Source organism: Pseudomonas sp. LBUM1643, assembly GCF_059716215.1.
This window is the reverse complement of record NZ_CP166813.1, coordinates 3,395,849-3,420,098: the sequence shown is the minus strand read 5'-3', so window position 1 is coordinate 3,420,098 and position 24,250 is coordinate 3,395,849. Positions and strand designations below refer to the sequence as shown.

Annotated in this window: 19 protein-coding genes and 3 pseudogenes; 8 read left to right on the top strand and 14 right to left on the bottom strand. The window is 57.8% G+C overall.

Annotated elements, in window-relative coordinates; all coding sequences use genetic code 11:
• Positions 1-143 precede the first annotated feature (143 nt).
• Together ACA063_RS15330 and ACA063_RS15325 are read left to right on the top strand one after the other, a co-directional pair.
• Positions 144-2,132, top strand: a complete 1,989-nt coding sequence (locus ACA063_RS15330) for a hypothetical protein (protein ID WP_497662312.1) — start codon at positions 144-146, stop codon at positions 2,130-2,132.
• Between the two features lie 203 nt (positions 2,133-2,335).
• Positions 2,336-3,367 carry a hypothetical protein gene (locus ACA063_RS15325; protein ID WP_497662311.1) on the top strand — a complete coding sequence of 344 codons (1,032 nt, stop codon included), beginning with the start codon at positions 2,336-2,338 and terminating at the stop codon, positions 3,365-3,367.
• Between the two features lie 18 nt (positions 3,368-3,385).
• Here ACA063_RS15325 and ACA063_RS15320 read toward each other — a convergent pair whose 3' ends face one another.
• Positions 3,386-4,174, bottom strand: a complete 789-nt coding sequence (locus ACA063_RS15320; protein WP_497666601.1) for a hypothetical protein — start codon at positions 4,172-4,174, stop codon at positions 3,386-3,388.
• Between ACA063_RS15320 and ACA063_RS15315 the strand changes: the two are divergent.
• A pseudogene (locus ACA063_RS15315) lies at positions 4,085-4,270 on the top strand (RHS repeat-associated core domain-containing protein); the annotation flags it as partial. The gene ACA063_RS15320 and the pseudogene ACA063_RS15315 sit on opposite strands and share 90 nt — an antisense overlap.
• Positions 4,271-4,543: 273 nt before the next feature.
• The gene (locus ACA063_RS15310; protein WP_497666600.1) at positions 4,544-4,777 is read left to right on the top strand and encodes a hypothetical protein; all 234 of its coding nucleotides are present in this window, start codon (positions 4,544-4,546) and stop codon (positions 4,775-4,777) included.
• A gap of 54 nt (positions 4,778-4,831) precedes the next feature.
• Here ACA063_RS15310 and ACA063_RS15305 read toward each other — a convergent pair whose 3' ends face one another.
• Both ACA063_RS15305 and ACA063_RS15300 read right to left on the bottom strand, forming a co-directional pair.
• Entirely contained in the window at positions 4,832-5,560 is a 729-nt protein-coding gene (locus ACA063_RS15305) for a response regulator (RefSeq protein ID WP_497662310.1), read from the bottom strand.
• A 54-nt stretch (positions 5,561-5,614) separates the two neighbouring features.
• Positions 5,615-5,908 (bottom strand): LuxR C-terminal-related transcriptional regulator, encoded by a 294-nt coding sequence (locus ACA063_RS15300; protein WP_497662309.1) that lies wholly within the window; start codon positions 5,906-5,908, stop codon positions 5,615-5,617.
• A gap of 348 nt (positions 5,909-6,256) precedes the next feature.
• Here ACA063_RS15300 and ACA063_RS15295 point away from each other — a divergent pair, with 348 nt between their 5' ends.
• A complete protein-coding gene (locus tag ACA063_RS15295) occupies positions 6,257-7,444 on the top strand; it encodes a pyridoxal phosphate-dependent aminotransferase (protein WP_497662308.1) in 1,188 nt (395 codons plus the stop codon).
• Between the two features lie 103 nt (positions 7,445-7,547).
• On the opposite strand, the gene ACA063_RS15290 is transcribed toward ACA063_RS15295, so the two are convergent.
• From ACA063_RS15290 to ACA063_RS15270, 5 genes are all read right to left on the bottom strand, one after another.
• Positions 7,548-8,525 carry a 2-hydroxyacid dehydrogenase gene (locus ACA063_RS15290; protein ID WP_497666533.1) on the bottom strand — a complete coding sequence of 326 codons (978 nt, stop codon included), beginning with the start codon at positions 8,523-8,525 and terminating at the stop codon, positions 7,548-7,550.
• Positions 8,526-8,546: 21 nt separating this feature from the next.
• A complete protein-coding gene (locus ACA063_RS15285) occupies positions 8,547-9,845 on the bottom strand; it encodes an MFS transporter (protein WP_497662307.1) in 1,299 nt (432 codons plus the stop codon).
• Positions 9,846-9,975: 130 nt separating this feature from the next.
• Positions 9,976-10,980 carry a sugar kinase gene (locus ACA063_RS15280; RefSeq protein ID WP_497662306.1) on the bottom strand — a complete coding sequence of 335 codons (1,005 nt, stop codon included), beginning with the start codon at positions 10,978-10,980 and terminating at the stop codon, positions 9,976-9,978.
• Positions 10,973-11,755, bottom strand: coding sequence for a sugar phosphate isomerase/epimerase family protein (locus tag ACA063_RS15275; protein ID WP_497662305.1), 783 nt, complete (start codon positions 11,753-11,755; stop codon positions 10,973-10,975). The genes ACA063_RS15280 and ACA063_RS15275 overlap by 8 nt, the downstream gene beginning before the upstream one ends.
• Positions 11,756-11,921: 166 nt before the next feature.
• A complete protein-coding gene (locus ACA063_RS15270) occupies positions 11,922-12,947 on the bottom strand; it encodes a LacI family DNA-binding transcriptional regulator (protein WP_497662304.1) in 1,026 nt (341 codons plus the stop codon).
• Between the two features lie 298 nt (positions 12,948-13,245).
• Between ACA063_RS15270 and ACA063_RS15265 the strand changes: the two genes are divergently transcribed.
• Positions 13,246-14,847 carry a fibronectin type III domain-containing protein gene (locus ACA063_RS15265; protein WP_497662303.1) on the top strand — a complete coding sequence of 534 codons (1,602 nt, stop codon included), beginning with the start codon at positions 13,246-13,248 and terminating at the stop codon, positions 14,845-14,847.
• A 150-nt stretch (positions 14,848-14,997) separates the two neighbouring features.
• On the opposite strand, the pseudogene ACA063_RS15260 reads toward ACA063_RS15265, so the two are convergent.
• The 5 genes and pseudogenes from ACA063_RS15260 to ACA063_RS15240 form a co-directional block, all read right to left on the bottom strand.
• Positions 14,998-15,499 (bottom strand): annotated as a pseudogene (locus ACA063_RS15260) (LysE family translocator).
• A gap of 49 nt (positions 15,500-15,548) precedes the next feature.
• Positions 15,549-15,910 (bottom strand): annotated as a pseudogene (locus ACA063_RS15255) (helix-turn-helix domain-containing protein).
• 110 nt (positions 15,911-16,020) lie between these two features.
• Complete coding sequence (locus tag ACA063_RS15250; RefSeq protein WP_497662302.1) at positions 16,021-16,662, bottom strand: DUF1345 domain-containing protein; 642 nt, start codon at positions 16,660-16,662, stop codon at positions 16,021-16,023.
• A gap of 204 nt (positions 16,663-16,866) precedes the next feature.
• A complete protein-coding gene (locus ACA063_RS15245; RefSeq protein WP_497662301.1) occupies positions 16,867-19,965 on the bottom strand; it encodes a multidrug efflux RND transporter permease subunit in 3,099 nt (1,032 codons plus the stop codon).
• Positions 19,966-19,980: 15 nt separating this feature from the next.
• Complete coding sequence (locus tag ACA063_RS15240; protein ID WP_497662300.1) at positions 19,981-21,138, bottom strand: efflux RND transporter periplasmic adaptor subunit; 1,158 nt, start codon at positions 21,136-21,138, stop codon at positions 19,981-19,983.
• Between the two features lie 292 nt (positions 21,139-21,430).
• Between ACA063_RS15240 and ACA063_RS15235 the strand changes: the two genes are divergently transcribed.
• Positions 21,431-22,132 carry a response regulator gene (locus ACA063_RS15235; protein WP_162436455.1) on the top strand — a complete coding sequence of 234 codons (702 nt, stop codon included), beginning with the start codon at positions 21,431-21,433 and terminating at the stop codon, positions 22,130-22,132.
• Positions 22,133-22,136: 4 nt separating this feature from the next.
• Positions 22,137-23,438, top strand: a complete 1,302-nt coding sequence (locus tag ACA063_RS15230) for an ATP-binding protein (protein ID WP_497662299.1) — start codon at positions 22,137-22,139, stop codon at positions 23,436-23,438.
• Positions 23,439-23,654: 216 nt separating this feature from the next.
• Here the strand turns inward: ACA063_RS15230 and ACA063_RS15225 are convergent, their stop codons facing one another.
• Entirely contained in the window at positions 23,655-24,182 is a 528-nt protein-coding gene (locus tag ACA063_RS15225; RefSeq protein WP_497662298.1) for a tetratricopeptide repeat protein, read from the bottom strand.
• Between the last annotated feature and the right edge of the window lie 68 nt (positions 24,183-24,250).

Below are 24,250 nucleotides of genomic sequence, written 5' to 3'. Positions count from 1 at the left end.
TTAATCCGCTCAGGCCACTTCGGCCGGGCAGAACGTCAGGGCGTTTTTTCGCAACGTCGGAGCCATGAATCGCACTGCCAAAAAGTTCAAAAAAGCCATGAGCCTTTTCATGGTTGAATCCAAACGGTTTTGGAGCTAAGGACATGGCAGATTCTAACAAACGGCAGACCGCCGAACTGGTCCGGATCAACTATCGCAAACAGCTGGTCAGGACGGGTGAAGGGCTGGCGTTTACCGCACCCACCATTGTCGAAAAATTTGCCGATGATGCCGACGGGTTAATGCCGATCAAAAAAATTCACGGTCCATTGGAGGTTACGATTCCGCTATGGCCGAACCGCCCGGAAGATGCGCCTTTTAAAGATACTCTCTATCTGGACTGGCGCCCTGTGACCTTGCCAGAAACCGAATTTCAGTCGTTCGCCAACGAAGAGGTTCCGGATTCGGGCACATTCCCCGACATTGAGTTCCCGTTGGAACGAACGATTCCTCTCCATATATTCGACAACTTTGAAGGCAAGTTCGAGTTTCGCTATCGCGTGAAGCCCTGGAACACGCCTGTTGAAGGTGATTCTATCCCAGCCCCTGTCACCATTGATCGAACCGGGCCAATAAGACCGGGGGTGCCAAACCCTATCATTGTTTCTGCCCCCTTGGTCACTACGGAGATTCTGGAGCGTGATGATGGATTATTCTGCGAAATTCCAGATTTCATTGAGGACAAAAAGGCCTTTGTCACCCTCGCCGTGGCATTGTTTGATGAGCCACCGACAGAAGAACCGGACCCTGCTGAACTGGCCTATCTAGGCGTTCTTCCGGCCGACCGTTTAATATTGATTCCCAAGGAGCTGGTATACAAACTTGGTTCGAAATTTCAATACATTGTTTATTTTCTGTTCGACAAGGCGGGTAATCGCAGTGACATGCCGTTTCCTGCAAAAGTGCAAGTTGCATTGGGAGATTTGCCCGACGCTTTGAAATCCCCCGAGGTTCCATTGGCAACGGCAACGGATGGTTTTTTGATTGATCGCGCCGATGCAGCCTTTCCAACGACCGTCCGTATCAGGGAATATGACAACTGGTTGGCTGATGATGGCATTGTCATCCAATGGGGGCGTGACACCCTTTCCCGCACGCCGGTTGGCTCCCATCTTCCATTTCCATTGGATATCACCGTGCCTTGGCTACACTTGAAGGCCCAGTATGATTTTGATCTGGGTGGAAAACAGCCTACTGATGTTGACTATCAAGTCTTTCGTGGTGATTACCCCACGGATTCGCCAGGCGGCATCAAAGTGGACGTCGATCTGGCCATTCCGGGGCCGGAAAATCCCGGTCCGGAGCCGATCAACCCCACGCTGGGCCTGGTCCGGTTTAGTAGCTTCTCCGGGAGCGCAACCGAGTTGACCACCGACGATATCGGTGCATCGGCAACGGGATGTATTAAATTGGTGAAAACACTCCTCGATGAGTTGGTCAAGGACGACGTCTTGACGCTGTATTGGAACGGGGTACCTGTCAGCTCCACGCCCTACTCCATCAAAGGTGATGAAGCCGTTGATGTGGAGATCGAGATGGACATTCCATGGGCGGACATCGAGAAGTTCCCGGTGATGAGCGATTTGCCGATGCATTACTCCTTGACCCGCACGGGCTTTAGCAACCCTCAGGAATCGGAACGCACTTTGATCGACGTTGAAGTTGAAACGGTTGATCTTCCTGAACCCGAGTTTCCGCACCTTTTACCCGGATACCCTTTAATAAATTGCCCCACACTGAGGGAAGAGGATGACGAATGGGGAGTTTACGTTCACATCCCGAAATCGGACTATTTAAAAGTCGGAGTGACTGTCAAGGCCTCTTGGCAAACTTATCGAAAGGACAAGGTAACGCCACTTCCTGAAACCGAACTCCCCGGGAATCTGCCAGTCGGTGAACAGGAAGAGCGGGACGGAATTGACTGGTTCATCCCTTATGATAAGTACCTCAAACCTACGTATGACACTGGCGATCAGTACGGGTGGGGCAAGGTGATATACAGCATCGATGTGCGCGGTAAAGACATTTCATCCGATCTGGTGGAAGTGATGATCGCGGTGTTCGAGAGAGGCGACCACTGCGATTTATCATGACCATGATCTTGTTTTACAAGTGGAGAACAGGAGGGCGCGTGTGCCTCCTGTTGCTCAATTTGAATGTGGTTTCTTTATGTCCTTCAGATAAGTCCTACAGATTTTGAGGGGTTATCTACTTAATCTTCGCAGCCTTCGCACATTCAAGCAGAGGTCGTCGGCCACGGCGGACTCACTTTTTGAAATTTTTTCCGCGGTGTCTGATGAAAACTGAAAATACCTTTGCGTTACGCCCGTTGACGACATCCCTCAAGTGGATGACCCTCATGCCGTTGATGCTGGTTAGTACCCATTCGTTTGGCGAAATCGTCGACAACGGCGAATCGGCAGTCATTGGCGGTAATAATGAGCTCGAAAGTTATGTGGTTCGTAACAAATCCAGCTTGACGGCCAATGGCGCGCGCACCACGGGGATTCGCGTCGAAACCGAATCCTTCCTGACGCTCGATGGCACCGTCGTTACCTCCAGCGGCAGCTCGATCGGCGTAGATATGGTTGACAGTAAGGCGACCATCTCCGCCAGCACCATTACGGGCACAAGTACCGGGTTTTCAATAGGCAGGACCACGGCTGTTCAGCTAGGGTCTTCTGTGACGGCAACGAGCAGCATTATCACCGGAGGAACGGTGGGGGCGGTGGTCGGTGGCCTGAGTCAGCTGGATCTTGATCAAACCACCCTGACAGGCACAAACGGCTTTGGCTTGCAATTGGCTAACGGCCGGGTATCTGCAACCTCCAGTACTATCCAGGGCGGGATCAATGGCATTTTGCTGACCACCGATCAGGCTGTGCAACAGCCTGGCCGCGTGGTGCTTGACCGCACCACGGTCCAGGGGCAAACCCTTTTGATTTTCATCGACGACTCAGTCACGATATTGTCCGCAGACGAAGCCGCAGCCCCGGCCGCCCCAGCCTTGGCTCCACTCGCCGCAATCCGTCCTAATACCCCAGCCCCAACCCCAGACCCCATTGCGATATACCCCAGAAACCCTGTGACCTCTCCCAGGCGTTCATTCCCTGTCGCGATAGCGGCCACCCCTGTGACTGTACTGGCGGCTGCCGCTGCGAACGAGGTGATGGTCAGTAGCCCGGACGCCACGCTGACCGCACTCGCACCGGCGGCAATGGCTGCCCCGGCAGGCGCCAGGGTGCCAAGAGAACCGACGGTAACCGCTACCCCGATTACAACACCGATCCAGGCCATGACGCCGGCGTTGGGTTTTCTGGGCGCGTAGTAAAGCTGTCGCAGTGCCTCATGCCCTGTAGGGTCTATATAGTTGATGGGGTCGCTGACGCAATACACATATCGGATCGATTTCGGTGATGCTCGCTACACCGTCCGGTCCCGTCACGCGGTGCTGTTGACCCCAGTCATCATAGTGGTAACGCGTGGTCAGCGCCCGTTCAGCCAGCACCTCCTCCAGTACCCACCAGTCATAGGTCGTCTCCGTGCTCAGCTGCCCACGAGCGTTATAGCGCGCACTGTAGGTTCGAATGACACGATCCGGGTCTAATGGATCGCTGCCTTTAAACTCTTCATGGACTACTCGGTTAAGGCCGTCAAACAGCGTCCGGGTCTGCACGCCTTTTACGTCAGTCACCGTTTGTTCGGCCTGTATACCTTTGGCATGGCTAAGCTTGTAGGTATAGGTCCGTTTCGCTTCGTTGGGGGTGCCCGGCGCCACGATTTCTTCAATAATACGACCCAGTTGATCGTATGCGTAGGCGGTCTCCATGTCGTTGTCGTCGCGGTTAAGCAGCGGGTAGCCGGTGCGAAGCGAGTGTTGCAGAGTAATGGATTTGCTTACCCGTTTCTCGGGCCTGCCCGGCTCGTTGGGATCGTAGCGATGATCGTCAAACCCTATCAATGTACTGACGGTATGCTGCACGGCCGCCCCGCTGCGCGCATCGGTGTCCTTGCTATAGACGTAAGCAGTGGTGGTGGTTTTGCCGTGGAGTGTCAACTCAAGGAAGCGCAAACCGGCTGTTATTTGCTGGGCAACGGGTATCGGGCGTTCAGTCCTGCGTTGATGCGCTTTCAAAGTCCGGACAGTTGGAGTCCGTTCGGAGCGGGGGGATTGAATTCGTATTCGTACACGATGGGTGATCCGGTGAATCATATAGATCCGACCGGGCATATGATTCGGTTTCTGAGGTCGTTTAGACGGAACGATTTCACGGCGTCAGTATCTGGCGGGCCATCGCGGGCAACGCGCAGTCCTATTCAGTTACCAATTGCGGATAAGACAACGAAGAATCCGATATATGTTGAGTCATCAAGTCCACCACCAAGTCCAACACTAAGTCGATCATCAAATGGATCATCCAGTCCACCACTAAGCCCTACGAGCACCGTAACAAAAGCTTTTCGATTTTTAGAACAGGGTAATTTAACCAACGAGCCCACTCGCTTGACTACTCGTACGAGTGCCTCAAGCACCGTCGAAACTAACATACAGCGTCAGGATGTTGGCCAACGGCCACAGCAACCAATACCCAAAGCAATAATGCGCCCGCCAAAAGAGAAGCAGAAAGCAAAACCGCAAAAAATCAAGGAAGATCAGCAGGCAATACGAAATAGAGACTGGCACGACCGTAGAGAAGCGAAAGAGCGTAGTAGAGATAAATTTGATTTTGATAATTAAGACTCATATTGACGGTGTATCAGCAGTGTTCTGATGCACCGTCTATTGAGAGTCTCATCCTTTTAACCCACTCACCCGCGCAAACTCCACCAACCCACTGACATGGCCAAGTCCCAACTTGTCCATGGCAGTGCGTTTCTGTCGGCTGATGGTTTTCTCGCTGCGATTCAACTGCGCAGCGATTTGCCGTCCAGACAATCCCTGCACAAATAACCGGACAACTTCCAGCTCACGCTCCGAAAGGCTGACCGAAGGTTCGTCAGTACCACAGACGGGCAACATCTGGGCATTCAAAATACTGGCAAACGTCGGGCACACATGACGGCGCCCTCTGGCTACCGTGGATACGCCCTGTCTTAATTCGCTCATCGGACTGCGCTTGTCAAAAAGACCGCCTACCCCCTGGTTGAGTAATGCCTGCAGCAGTGACGGGTTGCGCAACATGGTCATCACGATCAGCGGTATAGCGTTGAAATGGCGTCTTAGATAGCTCATCAACGCCAGGCCGTCAGGCAGATTCCCGTAGGGCATGGAAAAATCACTGATCACCAGGTCGCACGGAGTGTTCTGCAAGTGGCCGATCAACTCATCGGCATCGTGCGCTTTGGCAACAACAGAGAATTCGTTACCGAGGACCATTTCAGCGCCGGTCAATACCACCGGGTGGTCATCAGCCAGGATGATTCGAAGTTTTTCGTTGGAGTCAAACCTGTGCGATACCGTTGTATCGGCACAGGCTACGGTGGGCGAGGGGGTAAAACGAGTGGTCCGGTGCAGATTCATCAGGTATCTCTACAGGGTCTGTGAAGCGCTGACCGCTGAAGAGAGGGGGGCTATTCAAGGCAATTGAATCAAGCCTTGGTCCAGCGCCTTGACCACAGCGGTCCAACGCGAGCTCACGCCGAATTTTCGACGGATGTTGCAAAAGTGATAATTCACACCCGCCTCAGTGCACTCGACGATCTGGGCGATCTCCCAGGACGACTTTCCCCTGGCACTCCATTGCAACACCTCTTTTTCCCTGGCTGTCAGCTTGATTGCCAGGGGTGTCTGGGGATGGTTGCAATCGTGTGGCTGCAAACTGGTCGGGGCGGATGCAGTTCGGACAGTGGCGATATTGGAGCGGTACATAAACAATCTCCCATTCATCATCATTGACGGCGTGGGCGCGGCAGAATCTTCCTACTTCATCGAGGCATGGTTCGCGCGGCCGTCCTTCAGACCCCTTGGTCAGGGCTGTAGGCACGGTCTCTTTATATCGTGATTAATTCGCCTTGGGACCTGTCACAAATTACAGGTAGGCGACTTTAGCGACATGTGGAACCGCTGACTGTCGTCCGCTGGGGAATGTTCTGTAGGACTTTTCCGCGTTCTGACCGTCGGTACTACACCGTTTTTTTTCGATCGAAGGTGGCAAAGTGGCGCGTTTGGCGATTTGAGATAGGGTTGAATCAGGATTTCGCGCGATTGGAGAACTACATGCGCTATTCAGGCTTGACCCAACGCATCGCCGGAGAAGGCGCCGCGGCCTGGCAGATACACAATCGCGCGTTGCAATTGCGCGAACAGGGCGTCGACATACTGCTGCTTTCAGTTGGCGATCCGGATTTCGATACTCCCCAACCGATTGTTCAAGCGGCGATCGAGAGCTTGCTGGCGGGTGACACGCATTATTCGCAAGTCCGAGGCAGTCAAGGGTTGCGCGACAGCATTGCCCGGCGTCATCGCTTTCGAAGTGGTCAGGCAGTGGATGCTGATCATGTCATCGTCATGCCGGGTGCGCAGTGCGCGGTGTATTCGGTAGCGCAATGCCTGTTCGATCCTGGCGACGAGGTTATCGTTGCCGAGCCGATGTACGTGACGTATGAAGGTGTTTTCGGTGCGATTGGGGTGAACGTAGTGCCTGTTGCGGTGCGTCCGGAAAACGGCTTTCGGGTTGATCCGGCCGATGTTGCGGCACTGATCACACCCGGAACACGGGCGATGTTGCTAAACAGTCCGAATAATCCATCGGGTGCAAGCTTGCCTTTGGCGATCTGGCAGCAACTGGCTTCGTTGTGCATTCGGCATGACCTGTGGCTGATCAGTGACGAGGTCTACAGTGACCTGCTGTACGAGGGCGAGCACATCAGCCCGGCCAGCCTGCCGGGCATGGCTGAGCGCACGGCGACGATCAATAGCCTGTCCAAATCCCACGCCATGAGTGGCTGGCGAGTGGGCTGGGTGATCGGACCCAAACTACTGGCTGATCACCTGGAACATCTGTCGCTGTGCATGCTGTTCGGCATTCCGGAGTTCGTGCAGAAGGCCGCACAACTGGCGCTTGATGAGGCGTTGCCGGAGGTGGCGTTGATGCGTGAGGAATACCGTCAACGCCGCGACCTGGTGTGTGCGAGCCTGCACGGGTGCGCGGGCTTGCGGCCGATCCGTCCGGATGGCGGGATGTTTGTGATGGTCGACGTGCGCCAGACCGGTTTGTCTGCGCAGCGGTTTGCCGAGCGACTGTTGGAGGGATATGGCGTGTCAGTGCTGGCCGGGGAAGCGTTTGGGCCCAGTGCGGCGGGGCATATCCGGATTGGATTAGTGGTGGATCGGCTGAAGCTGGCGGATGCGTGTCAGCGGATTGCGTTGTGTGCGTCGAACGTGCTGGAGGCGCGGCGGGCCTGACCAAAACCGCAGCCTGCGGCAGCTCCTACAGGAATTGAGTTCACCAGAAATTGTGGATGATTCAGTCCTGTAGGAGCTGCCGCAGGCTGCGATCTTTTGACCTTCAGCCTTTCCAGAGCCCGGCATTCACCAGATTCTTCGGTCGTTCCCCAGCCAATGCCGCCAGCAGATTCTCCACCGCACACCGAGCCATGGCTTCACGCGTCTCATGGGTGGCCGAACCCATGTGCGGTGTGGCCACGACATTGTTCAACTGCAGCAGCGACGAGTCTGGACTCAACGGTTCTCGCTCGAACACATCCAGCCCTGCTGCCCGAATCTGCCCTTCACGCAGTGCCTCGATCAACGCGGTTTCATCCACCACCTTGCCCCGGGAAATGTTGATGAAGATCGTCTCGGGCCCCATTAACGCGAACTCTTGAGCACCGATAAGCTTCTCGGTTTCGGCTGTCAGCGGCAACGTCAGGCAGACGAAATCAGCCTGCTGGAGCAGTTCAGGCAGGCTGCGGTACTGCGCGGCGAAACGCTGTTCAACCGCTGGTTTCGGCGAGTGACTGTGATAGATCACCGGCATGCCGAAACCAAAATGCCCACGCTGCGCCAGCGCCTCGCCGATCCGCCCCATGCCGATGATGCCCAAGGTCTTGCCATGCACATCGGTGCCGAACTGCGTCGGGCCGATATTCCGCGTCCACTCACCAGCACGTACCATATTGGCCAGTTCCACTACGCGCCGGGCAGTCGCCAGGATCAGCGCGAAACCAGTGTCGGCGGTGGTTTCGGTGAGCACATCGGGGGTGTTACTCAGGAGGATTCGCCGTTCGTTCAAATAGTCGATGTCGTAGTTGTCGACGCCCACCGAGACGCTGGCAATGGCTTGCAGATCGGGCGCTAGGTCGAGCAGTTCGGCGTCGAGTTTCAGGCTGGCACCGAGCAAGCCGTGCGCATGGGGCAGGGCTTCGCGCAGTTTGACCAGACCTTCGGCATCGAGGCTTTCGATCAAGGTCACTTCGGCGCGCTCTTGAAGACGCGCCATCAGCGACGGTGAGAGTTTTTTGTACAGAACAACCTGCTTTTTCATCATCTTCATCTCAACTTCAATTCAGGAATGGGCCGCGGAGCGGGGTGTCAGCGCGACCGTAGGCTGCTCCCGGTCACTGGCGCCGGGCTTGAGAAAAATCGTCAGCACCACCGACAGCATCAATGCGCCGCTCATCAACAGGTACGACGCGCCCGGCGAACCGGTGGAGCTGTTCAGGTAACCGACAAGATAAGAGCCGCCGAACGACCCCAGTGCGCCCATGCTGTTGATCAACGCCATGGCGCCACCCGCCACGTTGGCCGGCAGGATCTCCGGAACGATGGCAAAAAACGGTCCGTAAGGCGCATACATGCACGCGCCGGCAATCACCAACAGTGTGTAGGACCACCAGAAATGTTCAGCGCCAAGTGCGTAGGACCCGTAGAAGGCAACCGAGGCGATCAGCAACGGAGGCCAAACAAAGCGTTTACGTTTTTGCAGTTTGTCCGAGCCCCAGGACACCAGCAGCATGGCGATCACGGCCGCCAGATAAGGCAACGCCGAAAGCCACCCCGCTTCGATCATGTCCATTTGCGCACCGGCCTTGAGGATTGACGGTAGCCACAGCACAAACCCGTACACCCCAATGCTCCAGCAGAAAAACTGCAAAGCCAGGATGATCACTTTGGGCGAGCGGAAGGCTTCGGCGTAATTCTTCACCGCTTTGATGCCGACCTGCTCGGCGGCCAGGGCGCTTTCCAGATCGTGTTTTTCCTGATCGGTCAGCCACTTGGCCTGGGCCGGACGGTCATCGGCCAGACGCCACCAGATAAACGCCCAAAGCACCGCAGGCAAGCCTTCAATGATGAACATCCAGCGCCAGCTGTAATGCTGCACCAGATAGCCCGACACCACCGACATCCAGAGCATGGTTACCGGGTTGCCGAGGATCAGGAAGGTATTGGCGCGCGAGCGTTCGGCACGGGTGAACCAGTGACACAGGTACACCAGCATGGCCGGCATGACCGCGGCTTCGACGACGCCGAGCATGAAGCGGATGACGATCAGCCAGTAGGCGTTGGAGACGATACCGGTCAAGGTCGCCAGGCCACCCCAGAGGATCAGACTGACGAAGATCAGTTTTTTCACGCTGTGTTTTTGCGCGTAGATCGCTCCTGGAACCTGGAAGAAAAAGTAACCGAGGAAGAACAGCGCGCCGAGCATGGAGGACAGGCCGGGGGTGATCATCAGGTCGGCGGCCATGCCGGAGGCGGCAGCGAATCCGTAGTTGGCGCGGTCCAGATACGCCAGGCTGTAGGTGATGAACACGATGGGCATGATGTACCACCAGCGGCGGGCGGCGAGTGTTGCAGTTTTCATGGTGGTGCTCCTGGCTTGTTGTTTTTGTCGCAGCAGGTAACGGGTTCAAATCTTCGGTGATTGAGCGGGCTTCATCGCTAGCACGCTAGCTCCCACACTGGATCTATAGGCGACACAAATCCTCAGCAGGCTAGCTCCCACACTGGATCTGCAGGCGACACAAATCCCCTGTGGGAGCCAGCCTGCTGGCGATAGCGGTTTCGAACTCGACTGACATGGCGGCTCGGGTTGGCAACCCCTCCATATCCCCCCGACTCTGCACCGCCCGGCTACCAATCCAGTTGGCACGCTTCACTGCGTCGGCGAAGCTGTGATTCTCAAGCAGGGCGCTGATCATGCCGACAGCAAAACCGTCGCCGGCGCCTACGGTATCGACCACCGTTGCCACCGGCACACCCGCCACAAATCCCTGATCGAGATGGGTGCGGTAATACGCCCCATGCGGCCCCAGTTTGATGGCCACCGCTTCGGCGCCCTGATCCAGATAAAACGCTGCAATGTCGGCAGGATCTTCAAGACCCGTCAGCAAGCGTCCCTCGCTCAAACCCGGCAGCACCCAATGGGCGAGGGCGGCGAGGCGGTTGATCTCGGTGATCATCTGCTGTTCGCTGGCCCACAGGCTCGGGCGCAGGTTGGGATCGAAGGACACACTGCGCCCGGCCTCGCGCATGCGGGTCATCAATTCGACAGACATTTCCCGAGCGCTGGCGGACAGCGCTGGGGGGATGCCGGTGGCATGCAGGTGTCGAGCGTTGAGCAACTCAGGCGCGATCGATTGCGGTGACAAGTGACTCGCCGCCGAGCCTCGACGGAAATACTCGACCACCGGATCGCTGCCATCCTCTGTACGGGACTTGAGCTGAAACCCGGTGGGGTGCAGGTTGTCGATTGCGACATGGCTGCAATCCAGGCCTTCCTTTGCCAGTGTGTCGACCACGAATCGCCCGAGGGAATCGGCGCCGACACGGCTGAGCCACGCCACCTTAAAACCCAACCGCGACAAACCGATGGCAACGTTGCTGTCGGCGCCGGCAATGCGTTTATGGAAATGGCCAACGTCGGCCAGTTCACCGTTCTGCTCGGCGACGAACATCGCCATGGTCTCACCGAACGACAGGATATCGATCTCAGACATGAGCGTTCTCCAACCGGGATTGGCCCAGCAGGGCGAGGGCTGCGACATGCTCGGTGGTCAGCTGAATCAGGTCATTGCCTTGCAGCGGGTATTCCGCCGCGCGCATGACGCCGTGGTCCATGTGCCGCAGCAGGTGTTCCCATGCCTGCAGGTCACTCGCGGCGGGCGGGATGGCGATCAGTTTGCCGTCGGTGCGTCGTGTGACGGCTTTGCAATGCACGTAACCGACATGGCGACCGAGCAGTCGTGCGGCGCTGGCGGCCGATTGGTCCTGCCAGTGCCAGTTGCCGATGTCGAAGGTCATCCTGATCGGCAGTGTGTGTTGCTCGACATCCGCGAAAAACCGTTGGAAGGGTTCGATGCGTCCTCCCTGCAGGGTTTGATCGTTTTCCACGAGCAGCTGCACGGTGCTTTTGCCCAACAATTGACTTAGGGACTGGAGGTCGCAGGTGTCGGTGAAGTAACCGAGGGACACCTTCAGCCATTTGGCGCCGAATGCCTGGGCGCGTTGCAGGGCGGTGATCAGCTCGGGGTTGGGCCTCGACTGACCGGCCAGCCACAGCTCCATCGGCGAGGAATAGACGCTTTCCAGACCTTGGGCTTCAGTGGCGTCGGCCAGGAGTGCCGGGTCTTCAACGGTCAGCAACTCTTCGCGCCATTCGATGCGCGTGGCGCCGGCGGCGGCCAATATCTCGATGAAACTGCCCTGGCCGCGTTGGCGGACGAGGTCAGCACCGTAGCTGGAGAGGCTGATGGAAACGTGTGGTTTATTCATTGTTATTGACCTCTGAAACCGGTTTCATTTTTGTTCGAAAAAGTGGTGTTCGGGTAGAGATGCTCAGTGACGGTTAGCCCTCATCGCGAGCAGGCTCATTCCTACAGTGGTCCTGTGTTCGTAGATCAATGTGGGAGTGAGCCTGCTCGCGATGAGGCCATCCGTATCACCGAGAATTCCCATGCGTCGACCCCCGCACAATCAACCGCGCCGAAAAATCCAGCGTCCGCACCGGCCCGTCATCCCCCCGCAAACGCTTGAGCAAACACTCAAAGGCGCTCGCACCGATCTGCGCCGTGGGCTGGGCGAGGGCAGTGATACCGCTCCCTACCAACGGATACCAATCCAGGTCATCGAGGGCGATCAGGCCGACATCTTCAAACAGATTGCACGTCAATTCGCGTAACGCATGGGTACTGGCCAACGCCGCAATGCCGTTCGCGCAGAACAGTGCTTTCGGGCCATGGCCAGGGGCATCCAGGAAAGTTTTGAGTTGCACCGTCAGGTCGCTGCCGGTTTCAACGAGGGTGCCTCGAAGCAGCGGGCGCTGGGCAATGTGCGTCTTGAAACTGCTCACCCGCTCGATCCGCGAACTGGTGCCGTCATAAGGTTCGGTGACCAGCAACACATCGCGGTAGCCGCGTTCTTCCAAATGATCGAGCGCCATTTCCACGGCCGCCGGATTGTCCAGCCCGACCAGATCGCTCTCAAGCTGATCGACTTTTCGATCCACCAACACCAACGGCATTTCGCGATGCAGTTCATGCAACGCATCACGGTGATGACCCAGGGTGTTCACGATCAAACCTTCGATGTTGTAGGAGCGCAGCAGGGCGAGGTGCTGGCGTTCCTGTTCATCATCGCGATCGGTGTTGCACACCACCAGGCTGTAGCCGTGCTGACGGCAGGCAGTTTCCACCCCGTGCATCACGGCAATTGAATAAGGGTTACGGATATCAGCCACCAGCATGCCGATCAGGCGGGTTCGTCCGCGCTTCAGACCACGGGCCATCTGGTTGGGGCGGTAGCCCAATTCGGCAATGGCCTGCTCGATGCGCAGGGCAATGGCATCGGAGAGCAGTGCGCGGTCATCACCGATGAAGCGCGAGACGCTGGCCTTGGAGACCTTTGCGTGTGCTGCGACGTCGAGCATGGTTACGCGACTGCGCTGGGCGGCGGAAAAGCTGTTCACGAGGGTCGACCTTGTTTTTGGAATTATTGGGAAGCAGGCATCTTGATGAAGGCCTGAAACCGGTTTCAGGAAATACCAAACACGGGAGATCGTCAAGAGGGCGGGCAAAAAATATTGTAGTGCTTGAGAAGATTGCGTCAGCGGAAATGGGGCAAATCACAAAAAAAACCAACACGCCACTATCAGTTCTGTTAGTGGCGTTGACGGCGAGGGAATACTAATAATGACCTATATAAGCGTGACGTTAGCTCGCCACTCTTCAGGACAGAGGCCAAGACACTCAAGAGAGTAATCGGATATGGATTCTTCAAACGTTGACGCGACCATCCTCAATGATAAACAAGTACGAAATCTGAGTAATCCGGGGCAAACTTTTGATCAAGCATGGTTGACCTGGGACGCACCTCTGGACAATGCACATCTGCTCGATTATGAAATAACCGGCCCAAGCGTAGAGCCCTTTCGCACGCGAGCGCTCGAGTACACTGCAACAGGCTTGACGCCAGGCATCCCCTACCAGTTCCACGTTCAGGCACTGCGATCGCAAGGTTCTCCCGCCTCACCGGTTTCGATCAACGTGGTGACTCAGGATCGAGTGCCGCCCACTCGTCCGCTAGCGCTGCAATTCAATTTGTCTACGCCGGGTCATGCCTTCCTGAGCTGGCGCGTGTCACAAGATAATGTGGCTGTGGTCTATTACGAGCTGCGCCGTAATGCTGGTGCGTGGGTCCAGGTTGCGGACGCTCAATATCCGCTTGCCAGCCTTGAATTGAACGATAAATTTGACGTGCGTGCGGTAGACGGCGCAGGCAACCGCTCGCAGATAACGTCAATCGAATACAAGGAGATGGCGCCCCCCCTCAAGCCGGTCAATTTGCGCGCCATCGATCTCACCGCGTCTTCTCTCACCTTGCTGTGGGACGGAGGACCTTCGGATATTTTTGAAGTTTTTTGCAACGATGAGTGGGTCCAGACCACTCGCGAACCCCGCGCGATGCTCACCGGCCTCAACGACGCCACCCTTTATACGTTCAAGGTGCGCGCGGTGAACGAACGCGGGGATTTTGTAAGCTCGCAATCGCTACGTCTGGAAACGCCAGCAATTCCTGGCCCTTCAAAGCCCGCCAATCTTTACATCACCAAGTACAACAACGTGACAGCGCTGTTCTGGAAAGCTTCCATTGATGAGGTGGGTGGGCTTTTCTACGAGGTCTATCGTGGCACTGAAAAGATGGACACGACCGAATTAGCTCTATCAGTGCTCACCGGCCTGATTGAAGGCACGTCTTATACATTCAAAGTGCGCGCGGTGAATGCTGCCAACAAGTACACCGATTCAGACCCGCTGTCGTACACACATCCGGATTTGACCGCCCCCTCCAAGCCTACGAATTTGAAAGCCAGTAACGTCTCAGGCACCTCCGTCACACTTGAGTGGACTGCCGCGAGTGATAACGTTGGGGTTAGCGACTATGAGATCTACCATCAAGGCAAACCGGTAGACAAAGTCGCTACCACTCGCTTTGTTTTCACCGGGATGACCAACGGGATCAATGTGTTTAAGGTGCGCGCACTGGATGCCGCCGGAAACGGTACGGATTCAGATACAGTGACGTTGAATATTGATGCCCAGCCGCCCTCCAAGCCGACCAATCTGCGTAGTACGCTGTTTCAAGGCAAAATCTATCTAATGTGGGATCGTTCAACGGATAATGTCGGTGTAACCAACTACAGTATTTATCGAGGCGAAGAGTTACTGGATACCGTCACGGGAGAAACCTTTATTTGCGTTTTTGACTCGGTGCCTGGCAAATGGCCCGTAACCGTGCGTGCGATAGATGCCGCTGGAAATTATACCGATTCTGATCCGTTGATGGTCGACGGACTAGGAAACACATGATCGACAAGACTGCATCAACAAACTCCAGGCTTACTGGATTGGTTAAAGGCACAACCTGTACTTTCAAAGTGGGCGCACTGGATGCAGCCGGAAATGACACCGGTTCGGACCCGCTGCTGTCCACGCATTTGGGGCCGTGATGGAGGGCGTTCAGCCCGCCATCGACAGCCAAGCCGAGCCAAGCAGTAACAAGGCCATGCAGCGGTTAAAGCGCTGCATGGCTTGCGGTGAGCGCAGCCAATGCGTGGACGCCATGCCCAATAATGCCCAGACGCCAAGGCAGGGCAGGGCAACCAGGAAAAACGCCAGGGACAAATACATCACCTGTCCAAGGCGTTGCTCTGTGTTTGCGGCGAACACACTGACAACGGCCAGCGCCATCATCCAGGTTTTCGGGTTGATCAATTGAAGGCTGGCGGCGCCCAGCATTCCGAGTCGAGCTGGGGCAGCTTCAGCCTCCAGCCCCACGGGCGAAGCGCTGAAAATCTGCCACGCCGGGTAGCTCAACCAGATCACACCGACCCACTGCATTGTGGTTTGTACGCCAGGCAGGGTGGTCAATGACTACCAGGATATTAGTGGGGCCAGGGGTGATCGACGCGACGAAAGCAAACAGTAGAAACGGCAAAAATGTCGGGAAAGAGGACAGCATGGGGGAACTCCGGTGAAGATCTTTGAACCCGATCATCACCATCCCGGATTTACCTGTCTGGAAGGTTTGAGCAGCGCCTGCGATACAGTGCAGGCGTAAGACCGTAGGCGCGTACAAACCAGCGTCCCAGATGGCTCTGATCGGAAAAACCCAATTCAATGGCCACCTTTGAGGGTTGCTCGCCATGGGCCAGCATTCGACGGGCAGTGGCCAGACGCAACTGCACCAGACAGGCATGAGGTGCCATGCCGTAGGCCGCCTTGAAGGTTGCTGAACCCCTTGCTCGGTGATTCCCACCAGATAGCTGTCATGCCAATGCGGATCGTAAGCGTGCCCCTCGAAATGCGCGCGCAGGGTCTCGATGCCGGTGTCGGCGTCCTGGGCGAGATCGATCCAGTTGTGAGAAGTCATGCTGCAGCTGTGGGGCGGGTTGCCGATCTATTTGACGCTCGATGGGTGTTTCGTGACTAGAACGTTTGTGCAGGGTCGGCCGGAGCCCGCACCGAAAAGGCATCGTCTGTTTACCCAAACAAGCCCGCCGCAATATTGATCGAAAACCCGAGAATGGCCGTGTTGAACAGAAACCCGATCAATGACTGCGCCAGTACGATCTTGCGCATACTGCGTGTTGCCACCCCCACGTCCGAAGTCTGCACGGCGACGCCGATGGTGAACGAGAAGTATAGGAAGTCCCAATAGTTGGGGGTCGTCAGGCCTTCGGCAAAACGCAGTGCCTGGTCCTTGCCGTCCCAGGTGTAAAACAAACGGGCGTAGTGCACGCTGAAGATCACCCCGATCAACAGCCAGGAACCGATGACGGTCAACGCGGTAAAGCCGTAATGCATCAGTTTGTGGGTGCTGTCCAGGTCCTTGCTGCCGGCCAATTCGAAGGTGATGGTCGCCAGGCTGGCAAGCGCAGCAATGCACACCACGAACAGCACCAGCCCGGCATTTTCATCTTCGATCTCGGCAATGCGCTTTACATCGGGCGCCTTGGCCCGAGAGGTAAGCCAGAGCATCAACACCAGATACGTCCAGACCCCGGCATTCCAGCCGATGAGGATTTTGCTAATGATCGAATCGGCCGGCGCCAGGATGCCCACGGCGATGCCGAGGGTGGCAGCGGTGGTAAGGCGAGGGTGGGTGCGGGCGAGGAAGGGCATGTGAGTTCACTAAGGCGGTGCGTACCTGCACCATAGCGCACGCCACTGCGTTTTGCGTAGGCGCCCTATAGGCGTTGTCTGTGTTCTATGTAGGAGCTGTCGAGTGAAACGAGGCTGCGATCTTTTGATCTTGCTCTTTAAAAAACAACATCAAAAGATCGCAGCCTCGTTTCACTCGACAGCTCCTACAGGGGATTTGCGGAGTCAGATGTCCTTGTGGCGTTTGCGGACGAGCTTCATCACCACCACAAAAAACACCGGTACGAACAGCACCGCCAGTGTCGCGGTGATCATCCCGCCAATGACCCCCGTACCAATGGCTTGCTGGCTTGCCGAACTGGCACCTGTGGCAATCGCCAGCGGCACTACGCCGAGGATGAACGCCAGTGACGTCATGACAATCGGTCTAAGTCGCAAGCGCGCAGCTTGCAGGGTGGCGTCGATCAGGTCGTGGCCTTCGTCGTAGAGGCTCTTTGCAAATTCGATGATCAGGATCGCGTTCTTCGCCGACAGGCCGATGATGGTAATCAGCCCGACCTTGAAGAACACATCGTTGGGCATCCCGCGCAACGTCACCGCCAGCACCGCACCCAGCACGCCGAGCGGCACGACCAGCAGCACCGACGTCGGGATCGACCAGCTCTCGTACAACGCCGCCAGGCACAGGAACACGATCAGCAGCGACAACCCGAGGAGAATCGGCGCCTGACTGCCGGACAGACGTTCCTGCAACGACAGCCCGGTCCATTCCTGACCCAATCCGGCGGGTCCTTGCGCGACCAGTCGTTCGATTTCCGCCATGGCTTCGCCGGTGCTGTGACCGGGTTTCGGTTCGCCGGAAATGCTGATCGCCGGATAGCCGTTGTAGCGCGTCAATTGCGCCGGCCCCTGGGTCCATTTGGCCTGCACGAACGCCGACAGCGGCACCATTTTCCCGGCACTGTTTCGTACGTGCATTTTCAGCAGATCTGCCACCTGACTGCGCTGATCGCCTTCAGCCTGAACCACCACCCGCTGCATCCGCCCCTGATTGGGGAAGTCGTTGACGTAGGTCGAACCGACGGCGGTGGACAGCACGTTGCCAATGTCGGCGAACGACACGCCCAACGCATTGGCCTGCTTGCGATCCACGATCAGTTGCACCTGCGGCGCCTCGGCCAGGGCGCTTTCGCGCACGTTCATCAGGACCGGACTCTTCTCGGCAGCGGCCAGCAACTCGGTGCGTGCCTGCATCAGCGTGGCATGGCCGAGGCCGCCACGATCCTGCAGACGGAATTCAAAACCGCTGGAGGTCCCGAGGCCGTCGATCGGAGGCGGCAGGACGGCGAACGCAACGGCGTCCTTGATCTGGCTCAGGGCGATGTTGGCCCTGTCAGCAATCGAACTCGCCGAGTCGTCACTGCCACGTTCGGACCAGTCCTTGAGGGTGGTAAACGCCAACGCGGCGTTCTGTCCGCTGCCGGAAAAACTGAAACCCAGAATCACCGTGCTGTCGCCAACGCCTGGCTCGGTGGCGTTGTGCGCCTCGATTTGTTCGACGACCTCAACCGTTCGGTTCTTGCTCGCACCCGGCGGCAGTTGCACGTCGGTGATGGTGTAGCCCTGATCTTCAACCGGCAGGAACGAGGAGGGCAGGCGGCTGAACATCACTCCCAGACCGATCAACAGCACGCCGTAGATCAACAGGTATCGACCGCTGCGCTTGAGCGCGTATGCAACCCAGCCTTGATAGCGCTCGGTCAGTTGCTCGAAGCGGCGGTTGAACCAGCCGAAGAAACCGCCCTTGGCATGATGCTCGCCTTTGGCGATCGGCTTGAGCAACGTTGCGCACAATGCAGGGGTCAAGGTCAGCGCAAGGAATGCCGAGAACAGAATCGAGGTGGCCATCGACAAGGAAAACTGACGATAAATCACGCCAACCGAGCCCTGCATGAACGCCATGGGTATGAACACCGCCACCAGTACCAGCGTAATGCCAATGATTGCACCGGTGATCTGCTTCATCGCCTTGCGCGTCGCCTCCTTGGGCGAGAGGCCCTCGGTGACCATGATCCGTTCGACGTTTTCCACCACCACAATCGCGTCATCCACCAGGATGCCGATGGCCAGCACCATGCCGAACATGGTCAGCACGTTGATCGAAAAACCGAGCGCCAGCATGGTCGCAAAAGTCCCCATCAAGGCGACCGGCACCACCAGCGTGGGAATCAGCGTGTAGCGAATGTTCTGCAGGAACAGGAACATTACCGCGAACACCAGCAGCATCGCCTCGCCGAGGGTGTACACCACTTTGGTGATGGAGACTTTGACGAAGGGCGAGGTGTCGTACGGAATCTTGTATTCAACGCCTGCCGGGAAGTAGCGTGCCAGTTCATCCATCTTCGCCCGCACCAGCGTCGCGGTGTTCAAGGCGTTGGCGCTGGGTGCAAGCTGCACGCTGACGGCGGTCGACGGCTTGCCGTTCAGACGGGTGCCGAACTGGTACTCCTGACTGCCGATCTCCACTCGGGCCACATCGGCGATGCGCACCGTAGATCCGTCGGGATTGGCCTTGAGCACGATGTCGGCGAATTCTTCGGGGTTCGACAGCTGACCTTTGACCAGAATGGTCGCGGTGATTTCCTGGGTGCTGCGGGTCGGCAGATCGCCAATGCTGCCGGCGGAAACCTGTGCGTTCTGCGCGACGATGGCCGCGTTGACATCAGCGGGCGTGAGGTTGAAACCGATCAGTTTCTGCGGGTCGATCCAGATCCGCATGGCGCGCTCGGCGCCGTACAGTTGCGCCTTGCCGACACCGTCCAGGCGCTTGATTTCGTTCATCACGTTGCGCGCCAGGTAGTCACTGAGCGCGACCTCATCGAGCTTGCCATCGCTGGAAGTCAGGGTGATCAGCAGCAGGAAGCCGGAGGAGACTTTTTCCACCTGCAAGCCCTGCTGGTTCACGGCTTGGGGCAAGCGCGACTCCACGACTTTCAAGCGGTTTTGTACATCGACCTGGGCCAGTTCCGGGTTAGTGCCCGGCTGGAACGTGGCTTTGATCGTGGCACTGCCCAGGCTGCTCTGGGACTCGAAATACAGCAGGTGGTCAGCGCCGTTGAGTTCTTCCTCGATCAGGCTGACCACGCTTTCATCGATGGTTTGCGCCGAAGCGCCGGGGTACACGGCATAGATCTCGACCTGCGGCGGCGCAACGTCGGGGTACTGCGCGACCGGCAGCTGCGGAATGGCCAATGCACCGGCCAGCAGGATAAACAGGGCGACCACCCAGGCGAATACCGGGCGATCGATAAAGAACTGCGGCATAAAAAAGCGTCCTGCTTACTGACCAGAAACCTGGGCAAGTGGAAGAGGGGTGTCATCGATCTGCACTTTTTCACCGGGACGCGCGTGTTGCAGGCCTTCGATGACGATGCGGTCGCCGGCCTTCAGGCCGCCGGTGACGATCCAGCGATCGTTCTGCACCGCACCCAGCTCGACGGGTTGCTGGCCGACCCGCAGTTCGGAATCCAGCAGCAGCACCTGAGCGATACCTGCGCTGTCACGCTGGATGGCCCGTTGCGGCACGCTGATGCCTTGCTGATTGACGGCTTGCTCCAGGCGCACCCGAACAAAACTGCCCGGCAGCAAATCGAGGTCCGGGTTGGGAAACTCGCTGCGCAGGATGATCTGGCCGGTGCCTGGGTCAACGGTGATGTCGGTGAACAGCAGCTTGCCCGGCAACGGATACAGGCTGCCGTCGTCCTGGATCAGCGTGGCTTTGGCCTGGCCTTGGCCGACTTGCTGCAACTGGCCGGAGCGGAAGGCACGGCGCAGGTCGTTGAGTTCCCGGGTCGATTGGGTAAGGTCGGCGTGGATCGGGTTCAGCTGTTGAATCAGTGCCAGCGGGGTGGTTTCGTTCTGCCCGACCAAGGCCCCTTCGGTGACCAGGGCCCGACCGATACGTCCGGAAATCGGCGCTGTGACGGTGGCGTAGCCAAGGTTCAGCTTCGCCCGCTCGACCGCGGCCTTGTTGGCGGCGACTTCGGCGGCTGTTTGCCGGCTCGCGGCCCGGGCGTTGTCGTAATCCTGGCCGCTGATAGCGTTGCCTTCGATCAGTTGGGCGTAACGCTGCTCTTGCAGACGTGCCTGGAAGGCGTTGGCCTCGGCTTTGCGCAGGGACGCCTCGGCGCTGTCCAGGTCAGCTTTGAACGGCGCCGGGTCGATGCGAAACAGCACGTCGCCTTTTTTCACGTCGCTGCCTTCGCGGTAGGCCTGCTGCAATACCACCCCGGCCACGCGCGCACGGACTTCGGCGATGCGTGGCGCGACGATCCGCCCGCTCAACTCGCTGCTGATCGACAGCGGCCGTGCCTCGATGGTCTCGATGCGAACGGTGGCCAACGGCGCCGCTTCTTCAGCGACCGAGGACTTGTCACAGGCGCTGAGCATCACGGCCAGTGCAATCAGGCTGAGCCTGGCGAGCAGATTCTTCGACATGTAATTACCCCAAAAATAACCACCAGCATGCTACTGGCAGGTGGCGAGGGTAGCGGTGAAGCTTTGTAGGTGCTGTGTGAAATTGTGTAAGGGTTTTACTCAGGGGGGTATGAGGGCGTATATCCTGCAGGTCTTGATTCTATTGCGACTGTTAAACCGCCATCGCGAGCAGGCTCACTCCTACAGGGGGTTTGTGCGTACACAGTGTTTGTGGACAAAGAAATTCCCTGTAGGAGTGAGCCTGCTCGCGATGGCCATTTTCCGGCGCCACTGCACTTTCTGGAAACACCCCATGCCCAACATCCTCCTGGTCGAAGACGACACCGCGCTCGCCGAACTGATTGCCAGCTACCTGGAACGCAATAGCTACTCCGTGAGCGTGATCAGCCGCGGTGACCAGGTGCGCGAACGTGCGCGACTCAATCCGCCGGACCTGGTCATCCTCGACCTGATGCTGCCGGGCCTCGACGGTCTGCAAGTCTGCCGCCTGCTGCGCGCTGATTCGGCCACGCTGCCGATTCTGATGCTCACCGCCCGCGACGACAGCCACGATCAGGTACTGGGCCTGGAGATGGGCGCCGACGATTACGTCACCAAACCCTGCGAACCGCGGGTGCTGCTGGCGCGGGTGCGGACCTTGCTGCGTCGTAGCAGCCTCAGCGAACCGCAGACCGCCAATGACCGCATCCTCATAGGCAACCTGTGCATTGACCTGTCCGAGCGCACTGTGACCTGGCGCGATCAGTTACTCGAGCTCTCCAGCGGCGAGTACAACCTGCTGGTGGTGCTGGCCCGGCATGCCGGCGAGGTGCTGAGCCGCGACCAGATTCTGCAACGCTTGCGCGGTATCGAATTCAACGGCACTGACCGCTCGGTGGACGTGGCGATTTCCAAGCTGCGGCGCAAGTTCGATGACAACGCGGGCGAGGCGCGCAAAATCAAGACCGTGTGGGGCAAGGGTTACCTGTTCAGCCGCTCCGAATGGGAATGCTGAGGCTATGTTCAGACTTCTGTTTCGTCTGTACCTGGTGACCATCGTCTCCTACAGCGCGGCGATTTACCTGGTCCCCGACCTGGTGATCAAGCTCTTCCATGAACGCTTCATGGCGTACAACCTCGACTATTCCCGAGGACTGCAGACGCTCATCGCCAAGCAATTCAAAGCGATACCCGAGGCGCAATGGCCGGCCCTGGCCGACGAGATGGATAAAGAGTTCCAGCCGCTGCACATCGACCTGGCGCGCAGTGATTCCGACGATTTCACCCCCGCGGAACAGGAGCGTTTGCAGCGTGGCGAGAACATCGTACGCATCGGCGATTGGGGCTGGCGCACGCTGGCCGTGGCGCCGCTGAACCAGCACATGGCCGTGCAAATGGTGGTGCCACCGGACCCGCTGGACGTCAACCTGTTGTACTGGAGCATCAACGTGCTGATCGGCGCGACCATGCTTGCCTGCCTGCTGCTTTGGCTGCGCGGGCACTGGCGCGACCTGGAGCGGCTCAAGGGTACTGCTGAACGCTTTGGCAAGGGCCAGTTGGGCGAGCGCACGAAAATTTCATCCCGGTCCAACATTGGCAGCCTGGCCAAAGTGTTCGACACGATGGCGAGTGATATCGAAAGCTTGCTCAACCAGCAACGCGACCTGCTCAACGCTGTTTCCCATGAATTGCGAACCCCGCTGACGCGCCTGGATTTCGGGCTGGCGCTGGCGTTGTCCGACGATATGCCGGCCGCCAGCCGTGAACGCCTGCAAGGGCTGGTCGCGCACATTCGTGAGCTGGATGAACTGGTGCTGGAATTGCTGTCCTACAGCCGCCTGCAAAACCCGGCGCGGCTGCCGGAGCAGGTTGACGTCTCGCTGGATGAATTCGTCGACAGCGTCCTTGGCAGCGTCGATGAAGAACTGGAGTCACCGGACATCGTCATCGACGTGCGGCTTCACGGGCAACTCGAACGCTTCAGCCTTGACCCGCGCCTGACCGCCCGGGCGCTGCAAAACCTGCTGCGCAATGCCATGCGCTATTGTGAAAAACGCATTCAGGTCAGCGTGCAGGTCGTGGCTCAAGGTTGCGAAATCTGGGTTGATGACGATGGAATCGGAATCCCAGACGACGAGGTTGAGCGCATTTTCGAACCCTTTTATCGCCTCGACCGCAGCCGCGACCGCGCCACAGGCGGCTTCGGCCTGGGGCTGGCGATCAGTCGGCGGGCGCTGGAGGCGCAGGGTGGGACGCTGACGGTCGAGGCATCACCCCTCGGTGGCGCGCGATTCAGATTGTGGCTGCCAACGCCTGCCTGACCTTTTCTCCGGGAGCACCACAAACCCTTCTCCAGAAGCACACATACACTGTGGCGAGCGAGCTTGCTCGCGCTCCACTGCGCAGCAGTCGTAAACCCGCGCACAAGGGTCTATCTGTCACACCTGGCAAGTAGGTTTGGGGCCGCTTCGCAGCCCAGCGCGAGCAAGCTCGCTCGCCACAGTTCGTCACACGACAAGATACTGTGCATTTTTCGATCAGGTTTTAGACGAGCCATTAATGGCCTCCGCCAGATCCTGATACTCCTCGCACGTGTTGCCGCAAATCGATTTGATTTCCTGCAACTGCTCTTGCGCCAGATCCAGCCGACCTTTGATCACATACGCTTCACCAAGGTATTCGCGTACTTGTGCATACTGCGGGTCGAGTTTGACCGATTGCAGGTAGTACCCGATGCCTTCGTCAGTGCGACCGAGTTTGCGCGTAGCGTAGCCGCGATAGTTCAGCGCTTTGGCGGTGTTCGGCTCCTTGAGCGTATCCAGCAACGCCAGGGCTTCTTCGTAGCGCCCGTCCCTGGCCAGGCGATAGGCGTAATCGGTGCGATCCGCGTCCGGCAGCAGGCTGCTGTCTTGCATCAGGCATTTTTGCTGCTTGCTGTCCCAGACCTGGCCTTTGGGGCAATTGGGCTTCGCAGGCTCTTCCTCGTCGCCGTTGGCGAACGCAAAGGTGCTAGACAGCGCGGCGGCCAGTAACAGCGGGGTGCACCAGGCAAGACGAATATTCATGGGGTCAATCCTCAGGGGTGATACCTATAGAACACCGCAGCGTGAACAATTGTTCATTACTTTCTGGC

Bases quoted from the DNA above. Each gene is read 5' to 3' on its own strand.
- ACA063_RS15245 (WP_497662301.1), bottom strand. From the start codon at position 19,965: ATGCCGCAGTTCTTTATCGATCGCCCGGTATTCGCCTGGGTGGTCGCC.
- ACA063_RS15300 (WP_497662309.1), bottom strand. From the start codon at position 5,908: ATGTACCGCTCCAATATCGCCACTGTCCGAACTGCATCCGCCCCGACC.
- ACA063_RS15290 (WP_497666533.1), bottom strand. From the start codon at position 8,525: ATGAAAAAGCAGGTTGTTCTGTACAAAAAACTCTCACCGTCGCTGATG.
- ACA063_RS15240 (WP_497662300.1), bottom strand. From the start codon at position 21,138: ATGTCGAAGAATCTGCTCGCCAGGCTCAGCCTGATTGCACTGGCCGTG.
- ACA063_RS15265 (WP_497662303.1), top strand. From the start codon at position 13,246: ATGGATTCTTCAAACGTTGACGCGACCATCCTCAATGATAAACAAGTA.
- ACA063_RS15225 (WP_497662298.1), bottom strand. From the start codon at position 24,182: ATGAATATTCGTCTTGCCTGGTGCACCCCGCTGTTACTGGCCGCCGCG.
- ACA063_RS15330 (WP_497662312.1), top strand. From the start codon at position 144: ATGGCAGATTCTAACAAACGGCAGACCGCCGAACTGGTCCGGATCAAC.
- ACA063_RS15280 (WP_497662306.1), bottom strand. From the start codon at position 10,980: ATGTCTGAGATCGATATCCTGTCGTTCGGTGAGACCATGGCGATGTTC.
- ACA063_RS15230 (WP_497662299.1), top strand. From the start codon at position 22,137: ATGTTCAGACTTCTGTTTCGTCTGTACCTGGTGACCATCGTCTCCTAC.
- ACA063_RS15295 (WP_497662308.1), top strand. From the start codon at position 6,257: ATGCGCTATTCAGGCTTGACCCAACGCATCGCCGGAGAAGGCGCCGCG.
- ACA063_RS15305 (WP_497662310.1), bottom strand. From the start codon at position 5,560: ATGAATCTGCACCGGACCACTCGTTTTACCCCCTCGCCCACCGTAGCC.
- ACA063_RS15275 (WP_497662305.1), bottom strand. From the start codon at position 11,755: ATGAATAAACCACACGTTTCCATCAGCCTCTCCAGCTACGGTGCTGAC.
- ACA063_RS15235 (WP_162436455.1), top strand. From the start codon at position 21,431: ATGCCCAACATCCTCCTGGTCGAAGACGACACCGCGCTCGCCGAACTG.
- ACA063_RS15250 (WP_497662302.1), bottom strand. From the start codon at position 16,662: ATGCCCTTCCTCGCCCGCACCCACCCTCGCCTTACCACCGCTGCCACC.
- ACA063_RS15285 (WP_497662307.1), bottom strand. From the start codon at position 9,845: ATGAAAACTGCAACACTCGCCGCCCGCCGCTGGTGGTACATCATGCCC.
- ACA063_RS15325 (WP_497662311.1), top strand. From the start codon at position 2,336: ATGAAAACTGAAAATACCTTTGCGTTACGCCCGTTGACGACATCCCTC.